This is a genomic window from Stenotrophomonas sp. YJH_SMC_81 (assembly GCF_059370875.1).
Genome location: NZ_JCAFUB010000001.1, coordinates 664,263 through 683,396, shown reverse-complemented (window position 1 = coordinate 683,396; position 19,134 = coordinate 664,263). Strand labels below are relative to the sequence as shown.

Annotated in this window: 18 protein-coding genes, 1 tRNA gene and 3 pseudogenes; 10 read left to right on the top strand and 12 right to left on the bottom strand. The window is 62.4% G+C overall.

The genetic code is table 11. From position 1 onward, the window contains the following. Positions 1-74 precede the first annotated feature (74 nt). Positions 75-1,028 carry a DUF2268 domain-containing putative Zn-dependent protease gene (locus tag AC5P8U_RS03105; RefSeq protein ID WP_072167672.1) on the bottom strand — a complete coding sequence of 318 codons (954 nt, stop codon included), beginning with the start codon at positions 1,026-1,028 and terminating at the stop codon, positions 75-77. A gap of 168 nt (positions 1,029-1,196) precedes the next feature. On the opposite strand from AC5P8U_RS03105, the gene AC5P8U_RS03100 reads away from it, so the two are divergent. Beyond that, positions 1,197-1,272, top strand: a tRNA-Lys gene (locus tag AC5P8U_RS03100). 85 nt (positions 1,273-1,357) lie between these two features. Here AC5P8U_RS03100 and AC5P8U_RS03095 read toward each other — a convergent pair. Both AC5P8U_RS03095 and AC5P8U_RS03090 read right to left on the bottom strand, forming a co-directional pair. Beyond that, positions 1,358-1,696 (bottom strand): site-specific integrase, encoded by a 339-nt coding sequence (locus AC5P8U_RS03095; RefSeq protein ID WP_198422621.1) that lies wholly within the window; start codon positions 1,694-1,696, stop codon positions 1,358-1,360. 289 nt (positions 1,697-1,985) lie between these two features. Further along, a pseudogene (locus AC5P8U_RS03090) lies at positions 1,986-2,309 on the bottom strand (phage integrase central domain-containing protein); the annotation flags it as partial. A gap of 444 nt (positions 2,310-2,753) precedes the next feature. Here AC5P8U_RS03090 and AC5P8U_RS03085 point away from each other — a divergent pair. Continuing rightward, positions 2,754-3,743 carry a hypothetical protein gene (locus AC5P8U_RS03085; protein WP_447899899.1) on the top strand — a complete coding sequence of 330 codons (990 nt, stop codon included), beginning with the start codon at positions 2,754-2,756 and terminating at the stop codon, positions 3,741-3,743. A 577-nt stretch (positions 3,744-4,320) separates the two neighbouring features. Here the strand turns inward: AC5P8U_RS03085 and AC5P8U_RS03080 are convergent. Beyond that, positions 4,321-4,656 (bottom strand): hypothetical protein, encoded by a 336-nt coding sequence (locus AC5P8U_RS03080; protein WP_188240721.1) that lies wholly within the window; start codon positions 4,654-4,656, stop codon positions 4,321-4,323. Positions 4,657-5,677: 1,021 nt separating this feature from the next. Between AC5P8U_RS03080 and AC5P8U_RS03075 the strand changes: the two genes are divergently transcribed. The 5 genes and pseudogenes from AC5P8U_RS03075 to AC5P8U_RS03055 form a co-directional block, all read left to right on the top strand. After that, on the top strand, positions 5,678-6,844 hold the full coding sequence (locus AC5P8U_RS03075) for a YadA-like family protein (protein ID WP_353089380.1): 1,167 nt from the start codon (positions 5,678-5,680) through the stop codon (positions 6,842-6,844). Between the two features lie 542 nt (positions 6,845-7,386). Beyond that, positions 7,387-7,572 carry a plasmid partition protein ParG gene (locus AC5P8U_RS03070; protein ID WP_425604529.1) on the top strand — a complete coding sequence of 62 codons (186 nt, stop codon included), beginning with the start codon at positions 7,387-7,389 and terminating at the stop codon, positions 7,570-7,572. A 281-nt stretch (positions 7,573-7,853) separates the two neighbouring features. Next, positions 7,854-8,102: pseudogene (locus tag AC5P8U_RS03065) on the top strand (OmpA family protein); the annotation flags it as partial. Between the two features lie 148 nt (positions 8,103-8,250). Beyond that, positions 8,251-8,514, top strand: coding sequence for a DUF6959 family protein (locus AC5P8U_RS03060; protein ID WP_242015791.1), 264 nt, complete (start codon positions 8,251-8,253; stop codon positions 8,512-8,514). A 54-nt stretch (positions 8,515-8,568) separates the two neighbouring features. Then, positions 8,569-8,712, top strand: a pseudogene (locus AC5P8U_RS03055) (SAM-dependent methyltransferase); the annotation flags it as partial. Between the two features lie 194 nt (positions 8,713-8,906). Here the strand turns inward: AC5P8U_RS03055 and lptA are convergent. The 3 genes from lptA to AC5P8U_RS03040 all read right to left on the bottom strand — a co-directional run bounded on the left by lptA (position 8,907) and on the right by AC5P8U_RS03040 (position 10,894). Further along, positions 8,907-9,437, bottom strand: coding sequence for a lipopolysaccharide transport periplasmic protein LptA (gene lptA / locus AC5P8U_RS03050; protein ID WP_188240725.1), 531 nt, complete (start codon positions 9,435-9,437; stop codon positions 8,907-8,909). Positions 9,438-10,328: 891 nt separating this feature from the next. Continuing rightward, positions 10,329-10,658 carry a hypothetical protein gene (locus AC5P8U_RS03045; RefSeq protein WP_072167673.1) on the bottom strand — a complete coding sequence of 110 codons (330 nt, stop codon included), beginning with the start codon at positions 10,656-10,658 and terminating at the stop codon, positions 10,329-10,331. Positions 10,659-10,741: 83 nt separating this feature from the next. Continuing rightward, positions 10,742-10,894, bottom strand: a complete 153-nt coding sequence (locus AC5P8U_RS03040) for a hypothetical protein (RefSeq protein WP_227838078.1) — start codon at positions 10,892-10,894, stop codon at positions 10,742-10,744. 1,033 nt (positions 10,895-11,927) lie between these two features. Between AC5P8U_RS03040 and AC5P8U_RS03035 the strand changes: the two genes are divergently transcribed. Beyond that, complete coding sequence (locus AC5P8U_RS03035) at positions 11,928-12,779, top strand: alpha/beta hydrolase (protein WP_088497082.1); 852 nt, start codon at positions 11,928-11,930, stop codon at positions 12,777-12,779. 82 nt (positions 12,780-12,861) lie between these two features. Further along, positions 12,862-13,800: an alpha/beta hydrolase gene (locus AC5P8U_RS03030; protein ID WP_072167675.1), complete on the top strand. Its 939-nt coding sequence runs from the start codon at positions 12,862-12,864 to the stop codon at positions 13,798-13,800. 37 nt (positions 13,801-13,837) lie between these two features. On the opposite strand, the gene AC5P8U_RS03025 is transcribed toward AC5P8U_RS03030, so the two are convergent. Continuing rightward, a complete protein-coding gene (locus AC5P8U_RS03025) occupies positions 13,838-14,263 on the bottom strand; it encodes a response regulator (RefSeq protein WP_061480336.1) in 426 nt (141 codons plus the stop codon). 93 nt (positions 14,264-14,356) lie between these two features. Continuing rightward, positions 14,357-15,124, bottom strand: a complete 768-nt coding sequence (locus AC5P8U_RS03020) for a CPBP family glutamic-type intramembrane protease (RefSeq protein ID WP_495213866.1) — start codon at positions 15,122-15,124, stop codon at positions 14,357-14,359. A gap of 150 nt (positions 15,125-15,274) precedes the next feature. Between AC5P8U_RS03020 and AC5P8U_RS03015 the strand changes: the two genes are divergently transcribed. After that, complete coding sequence (locus AC5P8U_RS03015) at positions 15,275-15,595, top strand: TFIIB-type zinc ribbon-containing protein (RefSeq protein WP_061480338.1); 321 nt, start codon at positions 15,275-15,277, stop codon at positions 15,593-15,595. A gap of 87 nt (positions 15,596-15,682) precedes the next feature. Here the strand turns inward: AC5P8U_RS03015 and AC5P8U_RS03010 are convergent, their stop codons facing one another. From AC5P8U_RS03010 to AC5P8U_RS03000, 3 genes are all read right to left on the bottom strand, one after another. Further along, on the bottom strand, positions 15,683-16,195 hold the full coding sequence (locus AC5P8U_RS03010) for a GNAT family N-acetyltransferase (protein WP_353761555.1): 513 nt from the start codon (positions 16,193-16,195) through the stop codon (positions 15,683-15,685). 81 nt (positions 16,196-16,276) lie between these two features. Then, positions 16,277-17,272: a copper resistance protein B gene (locus tag AC5P8U_RS03005; RefSeq protein ID WP_414607095.1), complete on the bottom strand. Its 996-nt coding sequence runs from the start codon at positions 17,270-17,272 to the stop codon at positions 16,277-16,279. Continuing rightward, positions 17,269-19,080, bottom strand: a complete 1,812-nt coding sequence (locus tag AC5P8U_RS03000; protein WP_088497079.1) for a copper resistance system multicopper oxidase — start codon at positions 19,078-19,080, stop codon at positions 17,269-17,271. Before AC5P8U_RS03000 ends, AC5P8U_RS03005 begins: the two co-directional genes overlap by 4 nt. Positions 19,081-19,134 lie beyond the last annotated feature (54 nt).

Genomic DNA, 19,134 nt, shown 5'->3' with positions numbered 1-19,134 from the left:
CGGCCGCTGGCCGGCTTCCCCGGTGGGGCAATCACTCCCTCGGTGGTGCCAACCGTTGGTCCGCACTCCTTGACCTAGCGGGCCTGCAACCATCCCGATGCCTCGATGAAGGCCCGCACCGCAGCCGGATCGGCATAGTCCAACTCAATCATCCGCGCGATACCGGCCTTCTCGTCGGCCTGCTGGCGCATGTACTCCTGCGCGATACGGTAGCCGGCGTAGTAGCCCAGGTCACTCACCCCGAACGGATTGCGCGCGCTGTTGTACAGCCAGTTGTCCAGGTTGTCCCCGTGCATCTCCGCACGGAAGCGCGCGCGGATTTCCGCTTCGTGCGCTGGCCCATAGGTGTACAGCGGCAACGCCGGGCGGCGCCCGCTGATGCGCTCTGTCACGTATTCGGCCACGCCTTCGCGTACCGCGTACTGGGCCAGGCTGCCGGTGGTCTCGCGCTGCTGGGTATGCACGTATTCGTGCAGGTTGTTCTGCGCGTTGTTCGCACCGGGGCGGCTGTCGTAGAAGATCCGCAGGCGGCTGCGCATCGGCTCGGGCAGCTCGCTCACGTCCACGCGCTCATCGCCGAGCGCCATCTCCGCGCCGATCAATACCTTGTTGCCCAGCGTGGTGCCGCCTGTGCGCAGCACGCCCACTGCATAGGTGATGGTGGCTGGACGCAGTGCCGGGTAGAGCGCCCGGAACGCAGTCAGGTCGCGCTCCAGCGTGGCGCTGGCGAGCTGTGCGTTGGCGGTGAGCGGCCGCACCGACGTCCAGAAGCGCGGCCACGCCCACATGGCCACGGCGTATTCGCGGGCAGTGTAGTGGCGCACCTGCATCAGCGCATGCAGCCCGGGGCTGCCGGGATCGATGTAGCGTTGCTGGACCAGCGCCACCCGGCGTTCGCCATCGGGTTCGGCGCGCACCGCATCATAGGTGGCCCAGAAGCGGGCGATGTCGTCGGTGACGACCTGGGGCGGGGCGGCCAGGGCTGCGCAGGGCAGCAGGGCGGCAAGCAGGCTGGCGATCAGACGCATCCATGGCTCCGGGAAAGGATCACAGATGGGATGCGACAATGGCCCGAAAGGTTTAAGCCCACTGGTAGTGCCGGCCGCTGGCCGGCAACTTCGACACACCGGGGTTTCACGCGACCGGCCAAAGTAGGGTAGAATGCCCACCCTGCCGAAAGGCTGGGGCAGTGCAATGGGCCGTTAGCTCAGTCGGTAGAGCAGAAGACTTTTAATCTTTTGGTCGAAGGTTCGAATCCTTCACGGCCCACCATTGCGATCAATGACTTAAAGCGCCCGAGTGGCGCTTTTTTCATCGCCTCCGTAATTCACTCCGTAAATCCCCGCGTATTCCTTCCTCAGCGATCCTTCATCGTGGATGGCTTCACGCGTGGAACGCTCTTGTCGTAGACCTTCATCATCGCATCGGTCACGCCCAGTGCGTCCTGGCGTTCAGCGCGGTTGCCAGCCGTGTCGGTACCGCCCTTTCGCTTGAGGTCGTGGAGGCTGAAGCGCTCCTCGACCGAGATGACCCCGGCGCTGATCGCTAGTTGGATGAAGCGCTGCCAGGTGCTGTCCAGGCTCGTCTTCTGCAGCGGCTCGCCGTGTTCTGCGAGGAAAAGGAAGCGCAGGTCGGCGCGAAGCTGCACGGGCAGCCCGTGGTGCTTGATGATGCCGTCGCGGCGCAATGGCAGCATCCCAGGCGCTACGCAGTCGCGGCGTCCATTCCACCAGATTATCCCGGCTGCGCTTCCGTCGATTGGTGTGCAAGCCCTCGGCCGTCCCTTGTGCTTCGGTCAGGGTGAGGGTCTCAATGCCACGCAACCGACAGAGGTAGCCCAGCTCCATGATCATCCATAGATACTGTGGCACCGAGCCCTCAGTTCTCGCTGGTCGCTGGCTGCGCTCCTGTGCGAAGTTAAGCAGCTTGATGTATGCATCATCGATGGGCAGTCGCTGCCGCTTGCGCTCCTTCGCCTGTTCCAGGCCCTGCGCGGGGTTGTGGTTCACGATGCCCCGATTCAATGCCCAGCGGAAAACGAGCCGTGAGTAGCGCAGCACCTTGTTTGCTTTCGTGGGTGTGCCTGCCGATTCAATCCGATCAATAAGGCGCTGGAAATTGTGATTCCGCAGTTTGTTGACTTGGAGCTTGCCGAACGGCACGCCCAGGTTCGTGGGGTAGCCCACTAGGACATTACGCGCCGACTCGTAGTCCGCACGCGTGCCAGCCGCGAGCCCCTTGAACTTGGCACTGTCGTGGTATTGAGTGCAGACCCATTCCACAGTTCCGGTGCCTTCTGCTGACTCCATGAGGCCATGCAATTCGGAGAGCTTGGCTTCGGGACCCGCGACCGTTCGGCGAGTTTTCCGGGGGCCATCGATGCCAGTCGTGGCTTCGAAGATGTACCAGCGGCCACGGCCCGTCGCATCCCAGTAAACGCCCTTGGGGATCTTCGTCTGGTCGATGTGTGGCGGGATGGATGGATTGTGTTTTCGCGGTCGAGGTGCCATCAGATTACGTCAGCCCCGTATGCATCGTTCGACGCCTGCTGCAGTCCGAGAGCGGCGTTCATTGCTGCTGCCGTGGTCCAAATTCCACCTTTGCCGTCGTACTTGTAGCGGATGCCGCAAGTACGCGCCCAAGCCTCTACTGTTGCGAGGCGCGGACGCTCGCCAGGTCTGCACAGTTCCTGTAGATCCTGAAATTGGAGAACTTCTCCGATCAAGCGGGACCTCCTCCGGCAAGGCGGAATCGTGACGGTACCCGACCGAACCCCTATCGAGCTGACGCGGATCTCGCTCAGCTCAAGCCGCAGTGCGTGGGGATGGACCTTTGACTTCGAGCTGGCCGATCCTGGGCAGCTGTCCTTGTTGAAGCCAACAGCGGCCGGCCCCCGGCAGTTCGAAGTCGTCCTCAACGGCTACACATGGACCGGCATCGTGGAGAGCTTCCAGAAGCAACGAGAGTTCGCAGATGGCGGTGTCCGCTGCAGTGGGCGCTCACGCACAGCACTGCTGGCCGCACCCTATGCGCCTGCTCGGGTAAAGGTCGCCAACGAGGCGAGGAGCATGGCGCAACTTGTGGCAGAGGAACTGGTGGATACCGGCTTTACCAGCCACTACGAGACGGTCGACTGGACCGTTCCCCCCGGTGCTTGGTTCTATGACGGCAGCGCACCCTTGGATGCAATCAGTGCGCTGGCCGAGGCAAGTGGTGCCGTTGTTCAGTCTGCACTGCACGTTCGCGCGAGCTATCCAGTCAGCCCTTGGCTCTGGCGCGACACGCAGCCGGACCATGTGTTGCAGGAGGACATCGTGCTGACGGAGAGCCTCCAGATGCGGAGCGCGCCCCTGTACGACGCCGTTGTCGTGACTGGTGAACTGGCTGGCAAGGGCGTGACCTGCAAGGTACGGAAGGCTGGTGAAGCCGGGCAGCTCTTTGCTCAGCAGGTGAGCAATCCCCTCATCAACGTGGCGGCGGCGGGCGCCGAGCGGGGGCGGAATGTCCTGTGCGATCGAGGTGAGCAGGCGGCGGTGGACCTGACAGTGCCACTGTTTCCGAGGCCGCTAAAGCCGGGCGAGGTTGGCGCAATCATGCCCTTGGATCTGGTGGAGGTGGTCGGGGCAGAAGGCACCTGGCACGGGCAGTGCGACTCGTTGCGCATTGAGGTCGTGATCGATCAGCAGGCCGTTGTGATCGAACAAACCGTCACTCTGGAAAGGCACTACACCGATGCGGACTGACCTCTGGGATCAATTTGGCGAGTTGGTAAGCAGTAGCCCTCGCTTGCTCGCTACAGTCACCGCACACAACAGTGACGGCACCAGCACATTGACCACCTATGACGGGGTGCAGATGCGGGCGTTTGGGCAGCTCCAGTTGTCCATCCCATACAACGTGTGGGTTCGGGGCGGTCGGCTGGTTGAGGCCGCGCCCAACTTGCCTCTCGTCGAATTGACCATCTAGCAAGACAGGGCGCCGCCCGGTTGCCGGCAAGCATCCGGGCGGCGCCGCAACGCAGGTGATCTCAGCACCTGGCATTGGCCGTGGCCCCGTCGCGGTGGCCCCGTCGCGCTCGCGAGAGCGGCGGGATTGTCGGTTTCCTCTATTGCAAATACTGAGAAACCATGCCCAAGCCCATCATTTCCTGGCCGGGCGGCAAGCGGCGCTTGCCGAACCCTTGATCGCTGCGGGACGCGGTGCAGCGGTCGATCCCGGAGTGACAGCGGCCTTGCCTAAGTGGTCGGACCGTCTAGGTCGGGAGGGGGAGACCATAAGCGGCCGCAGATGATACGTCTATATCCGCGGCCGTCTAGGCAATCAAAGGGACTCGAATTGCTTAAGTTCTTCTGGCGTCGGCGTCACCACTACCGCGTATCCGCGTAGGATGGCTTCAACGAAATCCATGGTCGGCAGAGCACGAGCATCCAGTTCGTCGAAATCCCATTTTTTTGCATACTCCTGTGCAAGCATGTCGCAGATCTCAGTAGCACGCGCGTACCGTTCATCATCACCGATAACTCTGCTCTGGTGGAGTTGATCGCGACGTATCTGGCAAAGTGTGAGCATGTGTGAGTCCTCAGCACGATCCTTCTCCCAGTCGAGGGTTGGATGACCTGAAAGTGCTACTGCGATTGCGAGTGCAGTCATCGGCATGGCGATGTCCAATGGCTTATGGAGAATTAAAGCTACTCAACCGCACGCCGTAGAGGGAACTTGAGAAACCTCTAGCTTCACGAGGCGTTCACCATTCCTTGGAGTACGGAAGAGCTTGAGGCAGGCATTACACTCTTAGGAAGCCAAAGCAAAGACGCGTCGGCATCAAAGCTAAAGGTGTTCGTTCAGCCTTGCGCTGCTGTTATCAGTCACAAAAGCGAGTCAGTACTGCTCAGATCGCGCGTTGATCTGATCACGTCTCCCGGGCTTCGTTGCACATCGAGAGCCGCGGACTTTTTGCGCCCTGTTGCAATAGCTGCAGCCCATGCCTAAGTCGATTGCCTGGTTGGCTTGGAAGTGGCATCAGATCCAGCATGTTCCACCTGATGAAATTTGCCTATAGCCGCGACTGCAAAGCGCAAACCCGCTAGGGCGGAAATCGCTTGATTTCTGCCCTCAGCCACAATCGCTGCCGGCTTCCGGAGGCGTAACGCAAGGAATGGACTTGAGCGGCTGCTAGATAGAGTGATACGACGCCACTGGAGTCGCATTGGCGTAGTAGATGCCAATACAGGGTGCGTAAATTCAAATCAAAATTAACCAAATTAATTCGAAAGCATTCGGATTAATTCATTGTTGCTCTTCATTTCTCCGAATGTTTCAAATTGCTTCGCTGGGTGGCGTTGACGCGGCGGCCTTGGCCTTTCGAGGAACGTGGAGCATTGCCGCAAAATGTGGCGTGGATTCAGGTGCGGGCGCGTTCGGCGGCACTGCTGCTGCAGCGGTCATTCGTGTCTGGGTTCTATGAAAACTACAAATACGATTATCAGTAAGTCTGGATAAGCATAAATGTGCTGACGGTCACGATTGGCTTGGAATCGACTAACCTTGCAATCGCAATAAATGCTTGGCTGGGTGAGAAGGGCTGGCATTAATTGCTCTGGTAAACGCTCGTGGGCTTAAGATTTTTTGGCCCCAGCGGGATCTTCTAAACGAGTGAATATTAAAGAGGTAAATTATCATGAACGGCATTAGTGGCAACGCGGTTCCCGGCATGCTGGAAGTCTGCTCTTCATTGCTTCGCCGCAATTTAAGGTTCTTGGCAATTCCGCTCGTTGTGGCGGGTGCTGTGGAATCTTCTTTTGCAGCGACGGGCAATGGCTTCGTTACGGTTTGCCAAGGCTCAACGGGGACCGGGTATAGCTACGGCCCTATTGGTAGTTCGCCCAATGTGAGTTGCCCAGATGAATATTCATTCCGGGTAGGGAATGATGGGGGCTTGAATGGTGTTGGTGGCACGGATAGTAGCGCAATTGTCTCCGGGACAGTAGACGGAAATCTCTATCTAAAAGGAAGCGCGGGCGTGCATGTCACTGGTCCGGCTACCTTTGGTAATTCCATTTCGCTCAGTGGCAATAAAATAACGGGGGTATCTAATGGGAGTGTGAGTCAAAATAGTAAAGAGGTCATCAATGGCGGCCAGTTGTGGCAGGTGGGTGAAGACTGGGAAGCTAGGTGGAGCGCTATGGATTCGCGTATAAGCTCTATCATCATGCCGGTAACCGACCCTGGTTCTGTTGCAATTGGTAAAGACGCCGTTGTGACACAGGAGAAGGGGACCGCAATCGGAGATGGTTCCTCTGTCACAGGTCATAACTCAGTTGCAGTAGGTGCTGGTTCAAGCGCTACTCGTGACAACGAGTTTTCAGTAGGTTCAGAGGGCAATGAACGTGTTGTTAGCAATGTCGCGCGCGGCACAATGCCGAATGACGCGGTTAATGTTGGGCAGATGGATGACCGTTTCGTTGCGGAGCGCGACTGGAGCAATAGTCGGTTTGAGTCTGAGCGCGAGTTGACTAACAGTCGGTTTGAGTCTGAGCGCGAGTTGACCGACAGTCGGTTTGCGTCCGAACGTGAGTGGGCTAACAGCCGCTTCCGTAGCATTGACAAGCGCATTGATCGTATGGGCGCGATCAGTGCCGCTTATGCTGGCATGGCAATCAACACTGCCGGATTAAGCGGTGTTAACCGATTGGGGGCCGGTGTCGGCTCGCAGGGGGGGCGCACGGCACTGGCAGTGGGCTATCAGCGAATTCTTGGCGAGAGGAAGAATGCTTCTCTGTCACTGGGTGGTGCATTCAGTGGCAGTGACAGAAGCATTTCGGCCGGCGCTGGCGTCAGCTGGTAACTACGCTTGGGCGCACCCCGATCCCTGCCACGCAAGTGAACGTCTGTGGCGGGGAGGGGCTCTGGAGGTACGCATCTTCTCTCCCCGTGATCTTGCGTCGAATGTTGATTGCGTGCCTCCCTTCCTCTTGCCGTAGTGCAATTGCACCCCGCTTGACCAGGCATAGATCGGCTGCCTATGCTGACCCCGTCGTACTACAACTCGGACTAGGTTCCAGCGTTGGGGTGGGGACTGCCCCTGTAAGCCGAACGGAGGTGGGGGATGGCCACCATGGGTGATTCTTACGCCACGGCCGTCAGGCGTGGCTGGGTTTGCAAGGTTCGTGTGAATCCCCGCAACCTGGCGGGTAGCGTCTCTAGTGAAATGGCGGGGGTTGCGCCAGGCTTTATCTGATGTCGCAGTTGTATTAACTAAATTCTTGGGGGCGGCAAATGAGCGTCAAGGAATATCGACTTGCGGGATTTCCTCCTTGTAAGGATGTCCTTTCGGGAGTGCCTCCTTGTAAAGAGGTCCCTGCGGGAGTCGCGCGTTGCAAGGACGTTATTTTTGCTTCTGATGGATTGGTTGGTGGGCGGAATGATTTGAAGGAATCAGGGCGGATGAAACGCCTCACCATTGATATTCCTGAGAGTCTTCATCGCCAGATCAAGGCTTCCTGTGCGCAGCGTGGGGCGAAGATTGCGGATGAGTTGCGGGCTCTCCTTGCAGAGCAGTATGGGAAGGTTTAGGGGGGGGGCTGGATCTGGTTCATTGTAGTTGCAATGAGTAAATGGGGATAATTTTCTTGCCGCATCGTCGAGCCCGGTCTGTGGTTTGATTGCAACATGATCCTAGGCTAGCCCAGGCTTCGATCTGGCCCGAGAGTTCGAGATGCAGGGCGAGGAGAGAAGTTGCGAATTGGAACGCCTTCTATTTGCTGCTTGACGACGTTCATGAGGCGCAAATCTAGGACCGGAGGGAGTTCTATGGCAAGGTCGCGGGGAAGATCTACGTCCTTGAGAGAGCTTGGGAATCGTGCGCGGTCGTGCTGGAGCCGCCGCGGCTACCGGCCCCGCCGGCACCGGCATCGCTGCCAGAACAACCGCTGCGGCTGTCGGCCGATGCTTTTTTCGGTTTCGACAGCGCCGTGCTCAGCGCGGAAGGACGCGGTGCGGCCGAGCCGATCGTGCAGTGTGAACAGCGCAAGCGGCGCGAGCCGATTGCCTGCCTAGCGCCGAACCGCCGCGTGCAGATCGCGGGGATGACACAGCCACATTGACCTTCCTGCGCCGGGGCGGTGTCCCGGCATCCCGAGTCTCCCCTGACCGCCGGCAGGCGTGGCAACGTCTCCCCCGTCGTCCACGCCTGCCTGCGGCTCAGGTTTTCGAACGATGCACTCGATGAATGCCCAATTCCTGCCCCTCTCCATGAAGACGGAAGCTACGCTCAGCGTGTACGGCCAGCTCGGCAACCATGCCGTGGTGCGCATCCCCGGGCGGCGACTGCCAGGCCTGATCCTGCAGGCCGATACCGTGGCCGGGATCCTGGCCCAGCTTCAGGAAGCCCAGGCCTGCCTGCGCAGTGGGCGAACACAGCGCACCGATGCCGAGCTGGACATGCTGATCGACGTGCTGCAGCAGTGGTACGCCCGGATCGAATCGCGCCTGGCCGAAGCCGGCGAGGCCCTCTAGCAGAAAAAGGGACGGAGGTGGTTAAGTCGTTTCCGGCACAACCGGAGCATGTGCGACGTGGAGGTGGTTGCGGTGGACCTACCATGTTCGCTCGCTCGCGAAGAACTGCCGACCAACGTCGGCCAGCTGGGCCCGTTGGGATTGGCACTGCGATCAATGCTGGAAGCCCCCACCGCCATGCTTCGCGAAGCGTTACTGTGTAGAGGAGCACTGAGTGGGCCTCACCACACAGTTTGGTCCGCACGCGAAGATCTGCTGTTCTAACAGTGGGAGCCAGGGAACTGTAAGAGACCGATCGAAGTCCTGAAAAGGCGAGATCGACTGGAGTTCGCTGCGCGGCCTTGGGACGGGAATGCCACGTTTGACGCGCTTGAAGTTGCCTGGGAACGTCGTCAGCGTATCGAGGGGCGAGGATTCTTGGGCATAATAACCGTTCGTACGCGGGTGCCGTCTCCCCCGCTGCGGATCTCGCCTGTAACGACGTTATAGACCATTTTCTGTCCCGTCGTGGTCCCTTGGATAGAGCTCACTTCGTAGTTTCCGGTTAGAACGACTAAGTTATCGCTGATTCTATAGTCGATCCGGTCTGCACGAGCGTTGGTCCATGTGCTGTCGTCCAACTGCTGCTTCAAGGTGGCCTGACTTCCGGTGAATATAATTCGGTGGATCTCATCATTCTTCTTCTGAACTTCGGCGGTATCCGCTCGTATTTCTAGCGTGCCTTGGTTGATTTCCACGTTGCCTCGATGGTGGCAATGGCCGTTCGCGGTGACCTTGCAGTTGGTGGAGTCAGAGCTGATTATCATAGGCTGACCACGGTCCGCAGTCTTTGCTCTTGCTGTATCGCACCAAGCCAAGGTGGTCACAAAAGTTGCCGGTGCGAGGATTGTCGCTAGTACTGACTTCAGTTCGGTGCTGGTCATATTACTGTGGTGAGGTCTCGTCAGCTTGGTCAGGGAGTGGCCCTGTCAACCGAGCCTAACTGAAGGACGATTACAGTGTCTTTCCCTTGATGCTGTCTTCTTCACGGACTGTTCACCATTCGTTGACGCATGGAATTGCGCTTGCTGGCCCTCGGGTGAGTGTCGTTCTGCACGCGTCGACTTACCCACCACAACGCATCGCCCGCTAGAAAGCCCGCCGCCTAGAAATGGTCTGAGTAATCTTCGCTGAGCGCAGCACCATCCAGCGTCCATAGCCGCCGTGCCTTCAGCCAGTCGGGAAGTTCGGCCAGATTCCCCAATTCGGAGGGCGCTAAATGAATTCCCGTCAAGTAGCAGTCCCGATTCCGACGCACCCCCGCTTTCAGGAGCGGGGCTCTTTGGAGTCCAGACTTCATCGTGGCCGCTTTGGCCACCAACTGTTGGGCATAACCGCCAGTGTCAGGCCGCCTAGGGATGCTCTGAACAACTACCCAGATAGTTGTTCAGAGCATCCCTCGATGCTTAGTCGACCAAGAATCTTGCAGATCTGGCGGCTTTTGCTAACCAAGGCAGAGATCTGGGAGAGCGTGTTGCGCTCGCCCCACCGGGGAGGGGCGCTTGGCTTGATGGAAGATGAGCACCTTCGCGTCTTGGGGGCTGTCAGGCCTCCGTAAAACGGCTCAGTATCGTAAGGAATTCATTATAGTCTATAGAGCCGTTCCGTAGAATTATTCAGAGCAAGTGCTTGATCTTAGATTACAATTTGGACGACTTTTAATCTTTTGGTCGAAGGTTCGAATCCTTCACGGCCCACCATTGCGGTCAATGACTCAAGTCATTCAAAAAGGCACCGCTCAGCGGTGCCTTTTTGTGTTGTTGCTCGCAAAATGCCTATTTCGCCTTGGCGCCGCGCGCCCGCGCCGCCTCGCGTTCCGCCGCCACCTGCGTGGCAACGGCTGCAGCATTGGCGGCGGCATTCGCAGCCCGCTCCGCCGCAGCCCGATCCGCATCGAACCGCGCCTGCCGCTGGGCGCTGTAGGCGCGTTCCAGTTCCAGCGAGGCAAGGAAACTGTCTGGATGCTTCGCCGCACACGCCCGCTGTACCAGTTGCACAGCATGATCGGACAGCCCGGGCTGGATATTGCCCAGCAGGCAATCGGCATACGGTACGGACGCAGCGGGGCCAGCAGCCAGCGCGGCAACGATCACGACATTCAACACGCAAACCTCCTTGTAGGTTTCGATGGGACCCGGTACCGGCCGGTCCGGCCCCAGTATGGCCCGGTTTGCAGTACAGGGTGAGGCTACTCCGGCCGCACGTCCCGGCACACCAGCTCGGCCAGACTGCGGCAGGCAAAGAACAGCCCTTCAACCACGCCGGCATCCAGATGCCGGTCCGGCGTGGCCATTGCTCGGCAGCGGTCGGCGGCGTGCAGCATTTCCGCCACGGTCAGCATGCCAATGGCGGCTCGTTCCACCCGCGACAGGGCAACCCCGCGCCCTGCAGATAGGCTGGTTTCAGGCCAGGGCAGGCCATCGGCGCCTTCGCCCGCGCGGATGCGTTTGAGGCAGCCAGAAACGTGCTCAGTTCGGGCGCAGGGTTGTCGTCGTCATCGTGGGTGCTGGCGGCGTATGAAGCATAGGGCGGACGGTCGGTCATCTCGGCTTCCTCAGCTCTGGAGTGGGCGTGCCACCGCGCAGGGCGGGTGGCAGGCGATGCGTGGCTGCAAGCCGGAATGACATCACGTAGTAACCGGCGGGTCCGAAGACCCCCACGCACCGCCCGCCATGAAGGCCGACGGATCACCCGCCGGCACGGTCCAAAGACAGTGTCGGCGGGTGAGCGCAAACAACAGCGTGAATGTCATTACGGGCTTGCAGGCCCGCTGCCACCCGTTGTCGGTGGCGCAGTATGGTGTTTACGCCTGCGCCTGGAGCTCAATGAGGATTTTCCGAAGAACGATGCGGAATCCAGGCGCGCGACGATGGTGGCGCAGGCCGCGCCGACGCAGCAAGCGACAGGGCGCGACGCATGTGCTCATGCGCTCGGTCGGTCGCGTTGGACAATGTCGGTAACTGCCGCTGACGGCACGTTTGCCGTGGTGGGGAACGTGGAAAGTGCGCGCCACGTTTGCCAGCCGTGGTGGTACGGAACAGCGGGTCACGCACTCAAAAATCGGTGCATCTGCGACGTCCAAGGTGTTGTAGAGCCGAGCCATGCTCGGCTGCGGTTTGCGCGGTGGGCTGAGCCGAGCGTGGGCTCGGCTCTACAGTGATCCGTCCCATCCGCGACGGTTGAACTGTTGTAGAGCCGAGCCATGCTCGGCTGCGATTCGCATGGGAAACCGAGCCGTACCCGGTTGCGCGCGGGGAGGTCATCCCCCGCATGGCATGGATCTATGCATCTGGCAGGGATGCTGAGCGTGCAGAAGCCGCCAATGCCTGCCGCTGGGCGCTATGCTCGGCCTCTTTCCCAGGACGGGTCACCCCATGCGCTTGATCATGCTGTCGCTGTTGTTGTCCGCCATCTCCGTCGCGCCGTTGATGGCCGCCGAACCGGCGCCGTCCGCACAATCAGCGGCCGCAACCTCGCTGGTGATCGGCGAAACCTTCACCATCGAATCGAAGGCGCTGGGTGAAACCCGCCGCATCAATGTCTACCGCCCGCAGCCCTGGGGCCTGGACCCGAAGGCGCCGCTGCCGGTGATCTACATGCCCGACGGCGGCATCGGTGAGGACTTCCTGCACGTGGCAGGACTGGTGCAGGTGCTGAGCGGCAATGGCAGCATGCGCCCGTTCCTGCTGGTCGGCATCGAGAACACCGAGCGCCGTCGCGACATGACCGGCCCCAGCAGCGATCCGCAGGACCAGAAGATCGCGCCGCGCGTTGGGGGTTCCGCGGCCTACCGCACGTTTCTGCGCGATGAACTGATGCCGCAGGTACGCCAGCGCTACCCGACCACCGACGAGCGCGCGCTGATCGGTGAGTCGCTGGCCGGCCTGTTCGTGGTTGAGACGCTGCTGCAGGAACCGGCGCTGTTCAACAGCTACATCGCGCTGGATCCCAGCCTGTGGTGGAACCGCGGCGCGATGCTGGCCGGAGCGGCCAGGCAGTTGCCTGCGGTGACGCGTGCGCAGCCGCACGTATTCCTGGCCAGCAGCGGGCAGCCGGAGCTGGCCGCCTCTGCCGCACGACTAGCCGCATTGCTGCAGCACGCCTCGCCGTCGCCGCTGGTGAAGTACCTGCCACTGCCGGAGGAAACCCACGCGACCCTCTATCACCCGGCCGCAATGCAGGCGCTGCGCACGCTGTTCCCGGCACCACCGCCGGCCTCGCCCTGACCGCACTGGCACCGGGCTGCACGCCATGCAAGGATGCGGCAGCGGTGCCATGCGGTGCGCCGCCCGCAATGGGAGAGTGTGGATGCAGCGTGTGCGTGGATGGAGTATGGCGGCCTGCCTGGCCATGAGTAGCTGTGCGATGTCGGTGGCGCCACCGGCAACGCAGAATGAAGCGAAAGAAAGCGCGGCCACCGCTGTGCCGGGCGTGGTGCTGCCGGATACCGAAGCGCTGCGCGTGCACGATCCGGTGGGCCGCGATTATCCGATCTGGGTAGCACTGCCGGCTGACTACGCGGCGCATCCAGAGAAGCGCTATCCGGTGCTGTATGTGACCGATGCGCTGTACACCTTCCCGCTGGTGCGCAGCGTGCGCAACATGGTGGGGCAGAAGGGCGTGAACCTCGAGGATTTCATCCTGGTCGGGCTGCCGCCGCAGGAAGGCCTGACGTCCAAGCAGAGCCGCTCGCGCGATTACACGCCCAGCGATCCGGCGCGCACCGATCCGCGTGACTACAGCGACGACGTCAGCTACGGCGGCGCGGCGCACTACCGTGATTTCCTCGCTGAGCAGGTGCTGCCGATGATCGATGCGCGCTACCGCACTGATCCGGCGCGGCGCGCCTATGCCGGTCATTCCTATGGTGGCTTGTTCGGTGCCTACGTGCTGACCACGCGCCCAGACATGTTCCGCACCTACATCCTGTCAAGCCCGTCGCTGTGGTTCGACAACCATCGGGTGCCGCGCATGCAGGCCGAGGCCAAGGCGCCCACGCAGCCGACCACGGTGGTGCTGTCGATCGGCAGCTTCGAAACGGTGAAGCCGGAGCCGCGCTATTTCACCCGCAACGACATGCTGCGCCACAACGCCGAATTCGCCGAGCAGCTGCGCGCCAACGGGCGCTCGTTGACGGTGGACAACATGGTGATCGATGACCAGGATCACTTCACCGTGTATCCGGACATGATCACCCGCGCGCTGCTGAAGGTGTTCCCGGGTACCGGACCGTACAGCAGCGGTTGATTGCAGGTTCAATCCACGCCATGCGTGAATGATTGCCTCAGGCCGCGCTGGCCTGCGGCGGCGGCATCAACGTGGCATCCGCTGCATGGCGGAAGCACAGGCGGATGGCATCGAGCAGCTCGCTCATGCTGTACGGCTTGGGCAGGAAGTGGATGCCGGCGCGCAGCTGCGGCAGCACATGATGCTGGTCCATGCCGGAGGTGACCAGGATCGGCAGCTGCGGCAGATGCTCGCGCACGCGGTTGGCGGTTTCGATGCCGCTGATCCCGCCCAGGCAGACGTCGGTGAACAGCAGGTCGAACGGCTCGCCGGCGTTGAGCAGGCCCAGCGCGGCCTCGGCACTGCTGACAGCGGTGACCTGGCAGGCCTGGCTTTCCAGGGCGAGGCGGCTGAGTTCCTGGGTTTCCTCGGCGTCCTCGATCAGCAGGACGCGCGGTTCCACAAAGCGCTTGGACAGCAACATGACGCGGCAACTCCGGACAACAGGGGAGCAGAAGGCGCGCAAGTATGCGCAAGCCGGGGGTGATCCCGGCGTGCACGCCAGGCTAAGTGGGCGTTACAGCCGATGCTGCTGCCGGCGGCGTACCTGCCAGGCCAGCACCGCCACCGCCAGCAGCGCGGTGCCGATACGCAGGCTGGTGGCCTGCCAGCCCAGCGCGACGGCGTCATCGAGGCTGAACGCGTTCCACGCCATGTTCATCGATACATGCATCACCAGGCCGCACCACAGGGTGTCGCCGTCCAGATGGTCGAGCCAAGCGAAGATGAAGCCGCCCAGTGCGATGACCGCGCCGACGAACAGGGCAGTGCCGCCGCCGTCGAAGCCGCCGAAGCCCAGCCAGTGCACCCAACCGAACAGCAGCGCCTGCGGCAGCGCAAGCAGGGACCACGGGCCACGCATGAGCTTCACCAGCAACACGAAGCCGAGGCCGCGGAACAGCACTTCCTCGGCCAGTGGGAACAGCACGGCGAGCATCGTTGCATCCAGGGTGGTCAGTGCGGTGTTGGGCGTGCCCAGCAGCGCCAGGCCCAGCCAGCAGGGCAGGCTGGCCAGCAGCACCCACATCGGGCCGCGCCAGCCGTTGCCGCGCAGCCCCAGGCTGGCCATCAGGCCTACCCCATGGGGGCGCAGCAGTGCGGCCAGCAGCAGTGCCAGCAGCACGGCCAGTGCGTTGTCCAGCAGGCTGCCGCCGTAGGGCATGGGCAAGGCGGGAATCGGCGCGCCTGCGGCCGCAGCGACATCGCGCAGATTGAGGCCCAGGCCGACGCCGAGGAGCACCAGCAGCAGGCGCGCTGCGTTGGGCAGGCGGGACAGGACGGTCATGCACGCACTCCCTGCGGAACCAGCGTGCAGTGTGGAAGGCGGCCGGGGACGCTGGCACGCGCCGGAAGTCCCTGTGCCATCGGTCATGTGTTGCCGCACAGTCATCCGTGGGCAGGTAGAGTCGTTGCCAGACCTTCAGGAGCCATGCCCATGCTGTGCCCCGTGTGCAAGACCCAGACCCTGCAGATGGCCGAGCGCCATGGCATCGAGATCGATTACTGCCCCGGTTGCCGTGGCGTGTGGCTGGACCGTGGCGAGCTGGACAAGATCATCGAACGTGCCGGCGCCGGTGCTGCGGTGCCGCCGCCCGCCCCTGTGCAGGCACAGCCGGCCGCAGCGCCGCCGCCGGTGATGCATCGCGATACCCGCCACCTGGGCCAGCGCTACGAGGACAACCGGGGCCAGCAGTACGGCCATGGGTACAAGAAAAAGAAGAAGGACAGCTTCCTGTCGGAGTTGTTCGACTTCTAGGCGCTTCGCTTTTGTGGAGTCGAGCCATGCTCGACTGGCTATTGCCAAAGCAGTCGAGCATGGCTCGACTCTACATGTGCAGCATGGTCACAGCCGGCGCAGGATGAACTCGCGGTCGCGCGTATCCCCGACGATGAAGTCGTACTCGCCGACCTTGCTGCAGCCGTAGCGCGCGTAGAAGCGCTGCGCGCCGAAGTTCTCCTCCCAGACGCCCACCCACAGGGTGCGGCGCTGCGGCTGGTCCAGCCAGGCCATGAACGCGTCCATCAGGCGCGCGCCGTGGCCGCCGTTCTGGTAGTCGGCCAGGATGTAGAAGCGCTTCAGTTCGATGTCGCCTTCGCAGGCCTCGGCATGCGGCAGGGTGTTGGCACCGGCAGCCAGGTAGCCGACCACGTTGTTGCCGTCCATCAGCAGCCAGATCGCGCTGCGCGGGTCGGACAGTTCGGCGCGCTGCGGTTCGCTGCTGTAGTGCGCCTGCAGGAAATCCTGCAGCTCCTGCGCCGGATACGAGTCGCCCCAGGTTTCGTTGTAGGTGGTGATGGCGATGGCCGACAGCGCGTCGACATCGGCAAGGGTGGCGCGGCGGATCTGCAGCGACATGGCGGAGCCTGCATTGGAACGTGGCGCAGTGTAGCCGGCCCCGGCGTTTGCCGGGGCTGGCGGTTGCTCACACCCCGCTGATCAGAACCACATGCGAACGCCGGCCACCCAACGCGTGTCGCGCGCGTGGTCACCGGCGTAGTCGGCGGTGTCGCCAAACGTGCGCTCGTGGCTGATGCCGATGTACGGCGCGAAACGGCGGCTGAACTCATAACGCAGGCGCAGCCCGGCTTCGACCTTGTTCAGTCCGCGACCAATGCCGTACTCCGGTTCATCCTTGGCTGCGATGGTGGCTTCCAGCAGCGGCTGCAGGATCAGGCGGTTGGTCAGCAGCACGTCGTACTCGACCTCGGCCTTGGCCAGCACCTGGCCGCCGGAACCCATGTACAGCGTTGCCGAGCTCTCGAACTTGTACGGTGCAAGGCCCTGGATGCCGATGGCCGCCCAGGTGCGCGAGTCGGCCGGCTGGAAGTCCTGGCGCACGCCGACCAGCACGTCCCACCACGGCGATACGCTGCGACCATACAGTGCTTCCAGTGACGACGATTCCGTGCGGCCGCGGCTGCGTTCGCCATCGGTGCGCAACCACAGGCGGTTGATGTTGCCACCGATCCAGCCGGTGGCCTCCCAGGCCTGGCCGGTGCTGTTCTTGCCGTCCCAGTGTTCGAGGCGATCGATCAGCAGCAGGCTGTTGATCTGCGGTGCATGCTCCATCGCATCGTGCGCGATCGGTGGGAATGCGGCAGCGCGGTCGGCATCGGTGGGAACCGGGATCGGCTCGCGCGGTTCGATCGGTGCGGGCGTGCCGTGACCCATCCCCTCGTGGTCCATCTGTGAATGGTCCATCTTCGAGTGGTCCATCGTGGAGTGGTCCATGCCGGCGTGATCCGCCGCGCCCATGTCCATCTTTGAATGATCCATCTTCGAATGATCGACCGGTTCGGCCGGCGGGTTGGCGGTCTTTGCGGGCGGATCTATCGCGCCCATGTCATGGCCAGCATGCGACTGCGCGAATACCGGCCATGCCGCGGCCAGGCCCAGGGCCAGCAGGCTGGGGGAAAGCAGTGAGTGGCTCATTCTTCGATCCTCACTTCGCGCATCATGCCCGCTTCCATGTGGTAGAGCAGATGGCAGTGGTAGGCCCAGCGACCGAGCGCATCGGCACGCACGCGGTAACTGCGGCGGGTGCCGGGTGGCATGTCGATGGTGTGCTTGCGCAGCTGGAATTCGCCCTGCGCGTTTTCCAGATCACTCCACACGCCGTGCAGGTGGATCGGGTGCTGCATCATGGTGTCGTTGACCAATACGATGCGCATGCGCTCGCCGTAGTTCAGCCGCAGCGGCTCGGCGCTGGCGAACGGAATGCCATCGAATGACCAGGAGAACTTCTCCATATGGCCGGTCAGGTGCAGCTCGATCTCGCGGCTCGGCTCGCGGCCATCGGGGTCCTCGAACAGGCTGCGCATCGCGCCGTAGGTGAGTACCTGGCGACCGTTGTCGCGCAGGCCGATACCGGGATCGTCCAGCTTCGGTTCGGTGGCCGAGCTCTGCATGTCCACCAGCGGGTTGTTGCGTTCGCTGGCCGGGTGCTTCGGTGCCTTGCTGGCGGCATCGCTACCGCCGTGCGCACCGTGGCCCATGCTGGCGCCGCAGCCGCCTTCCATGCCCTTCATCGCGGCCATGTCATGGCCACCATGGCCACCACTACCCATGTTGTGCCCCATGTCGCTCATCGTCAGCAACGGGCGTGGGTCGCGCGCGGGAATCGGTGCCTGCAGGCCATGGCGGACTGCCAGCGTTCCGGCGGCAAAGCCGGTACGGCCCATGTCCTGGCAGAAGATGGTGAACGCGTCCTGCCCGGTCGGTTCCACCAGCACGTCGTAGGTTTCGGCCGGCGCGATGCGGAACTCGTCGATGCTGACCGGATGGATGTACTGGCCGTCGGCGGCGACCACGGTCATCTTCAGGCCGGGAATGCGCACGTCGAAGTAGGTCATCGAGGCGCCGTTGATGAAGCGCAGCAGTACTTTCTCGCCGCTGCGGAACAGCCCGGTCCAGTTGCCGGCCGGCGCGGTGCCATTCATCAGGTAGGTGTAGGTGTGCGCATTGATGTCGGAGATGTCGGTGGGCGTCATCCGCATCCGCCCCCACATGCCACGGTCGGACAACGCGGCCGACCAACCGTCGCGCTTCACGTCACGCAGGAAGTCGGGCAGGGTGCGCTTGTAGTAGTTGTCATGCTCGGCGAGCTTCTTCATGCGCCGGAACAGCGCGCCGGGGTCCATGTCGGTCCAGTCGGACAGCAGGATCACGTGCTCGCGGTCGTGCTGGTAGGGCGCCGGCTCGGCCGGGTCGATGATCAGCGCGCCGTACAGGCCGGCCTGCTCCTGGAACATCGAGTGGCTGTGGTACCAGTAGGTACCCGACTGCTTCAGTTCGAAGTGGTAGTGGTAGGTCTCACCGGGGCCGATGCCATTGAAGCTCAGGCCGGGCACGCCGTCCATGTTGGCCGGCAGCAGGATGCCGTGCCAATGGATCGAGGTCGGGTGGCGGTCCAGCGTGTTGCGCACGAACAGGTCCACGGTCTGGCCTTCGCGCCAGCGCAGGATGGGTGCCGGCAGCGATCCATTGACGGTGATCGCCGGACGGGTGCGGCCAGTGAAGTTGGCCAGCGATTCGCCGATGGCCAGTTCGATGCGGGTGTCGCTGAGCACGGCGGGGGCGCCGGCCAGGCGTGGGGCGGCAGTGGCGGCGGCGAGCGCGCGCTGCGGCACGCCGACAGCGGCGATGCCGGCAACCACGCCACCGGCGGCCAGGCCCTGCACGAACAGGCGGCGCGACGGCATGGGCACAGCGCCCGGACCGCGGGGGATGCGGGTATTCATGGTGGTGACTCCAGACACGTAAAGACGCCGGCAGGCGGCCGGCTGCGGTGCGCA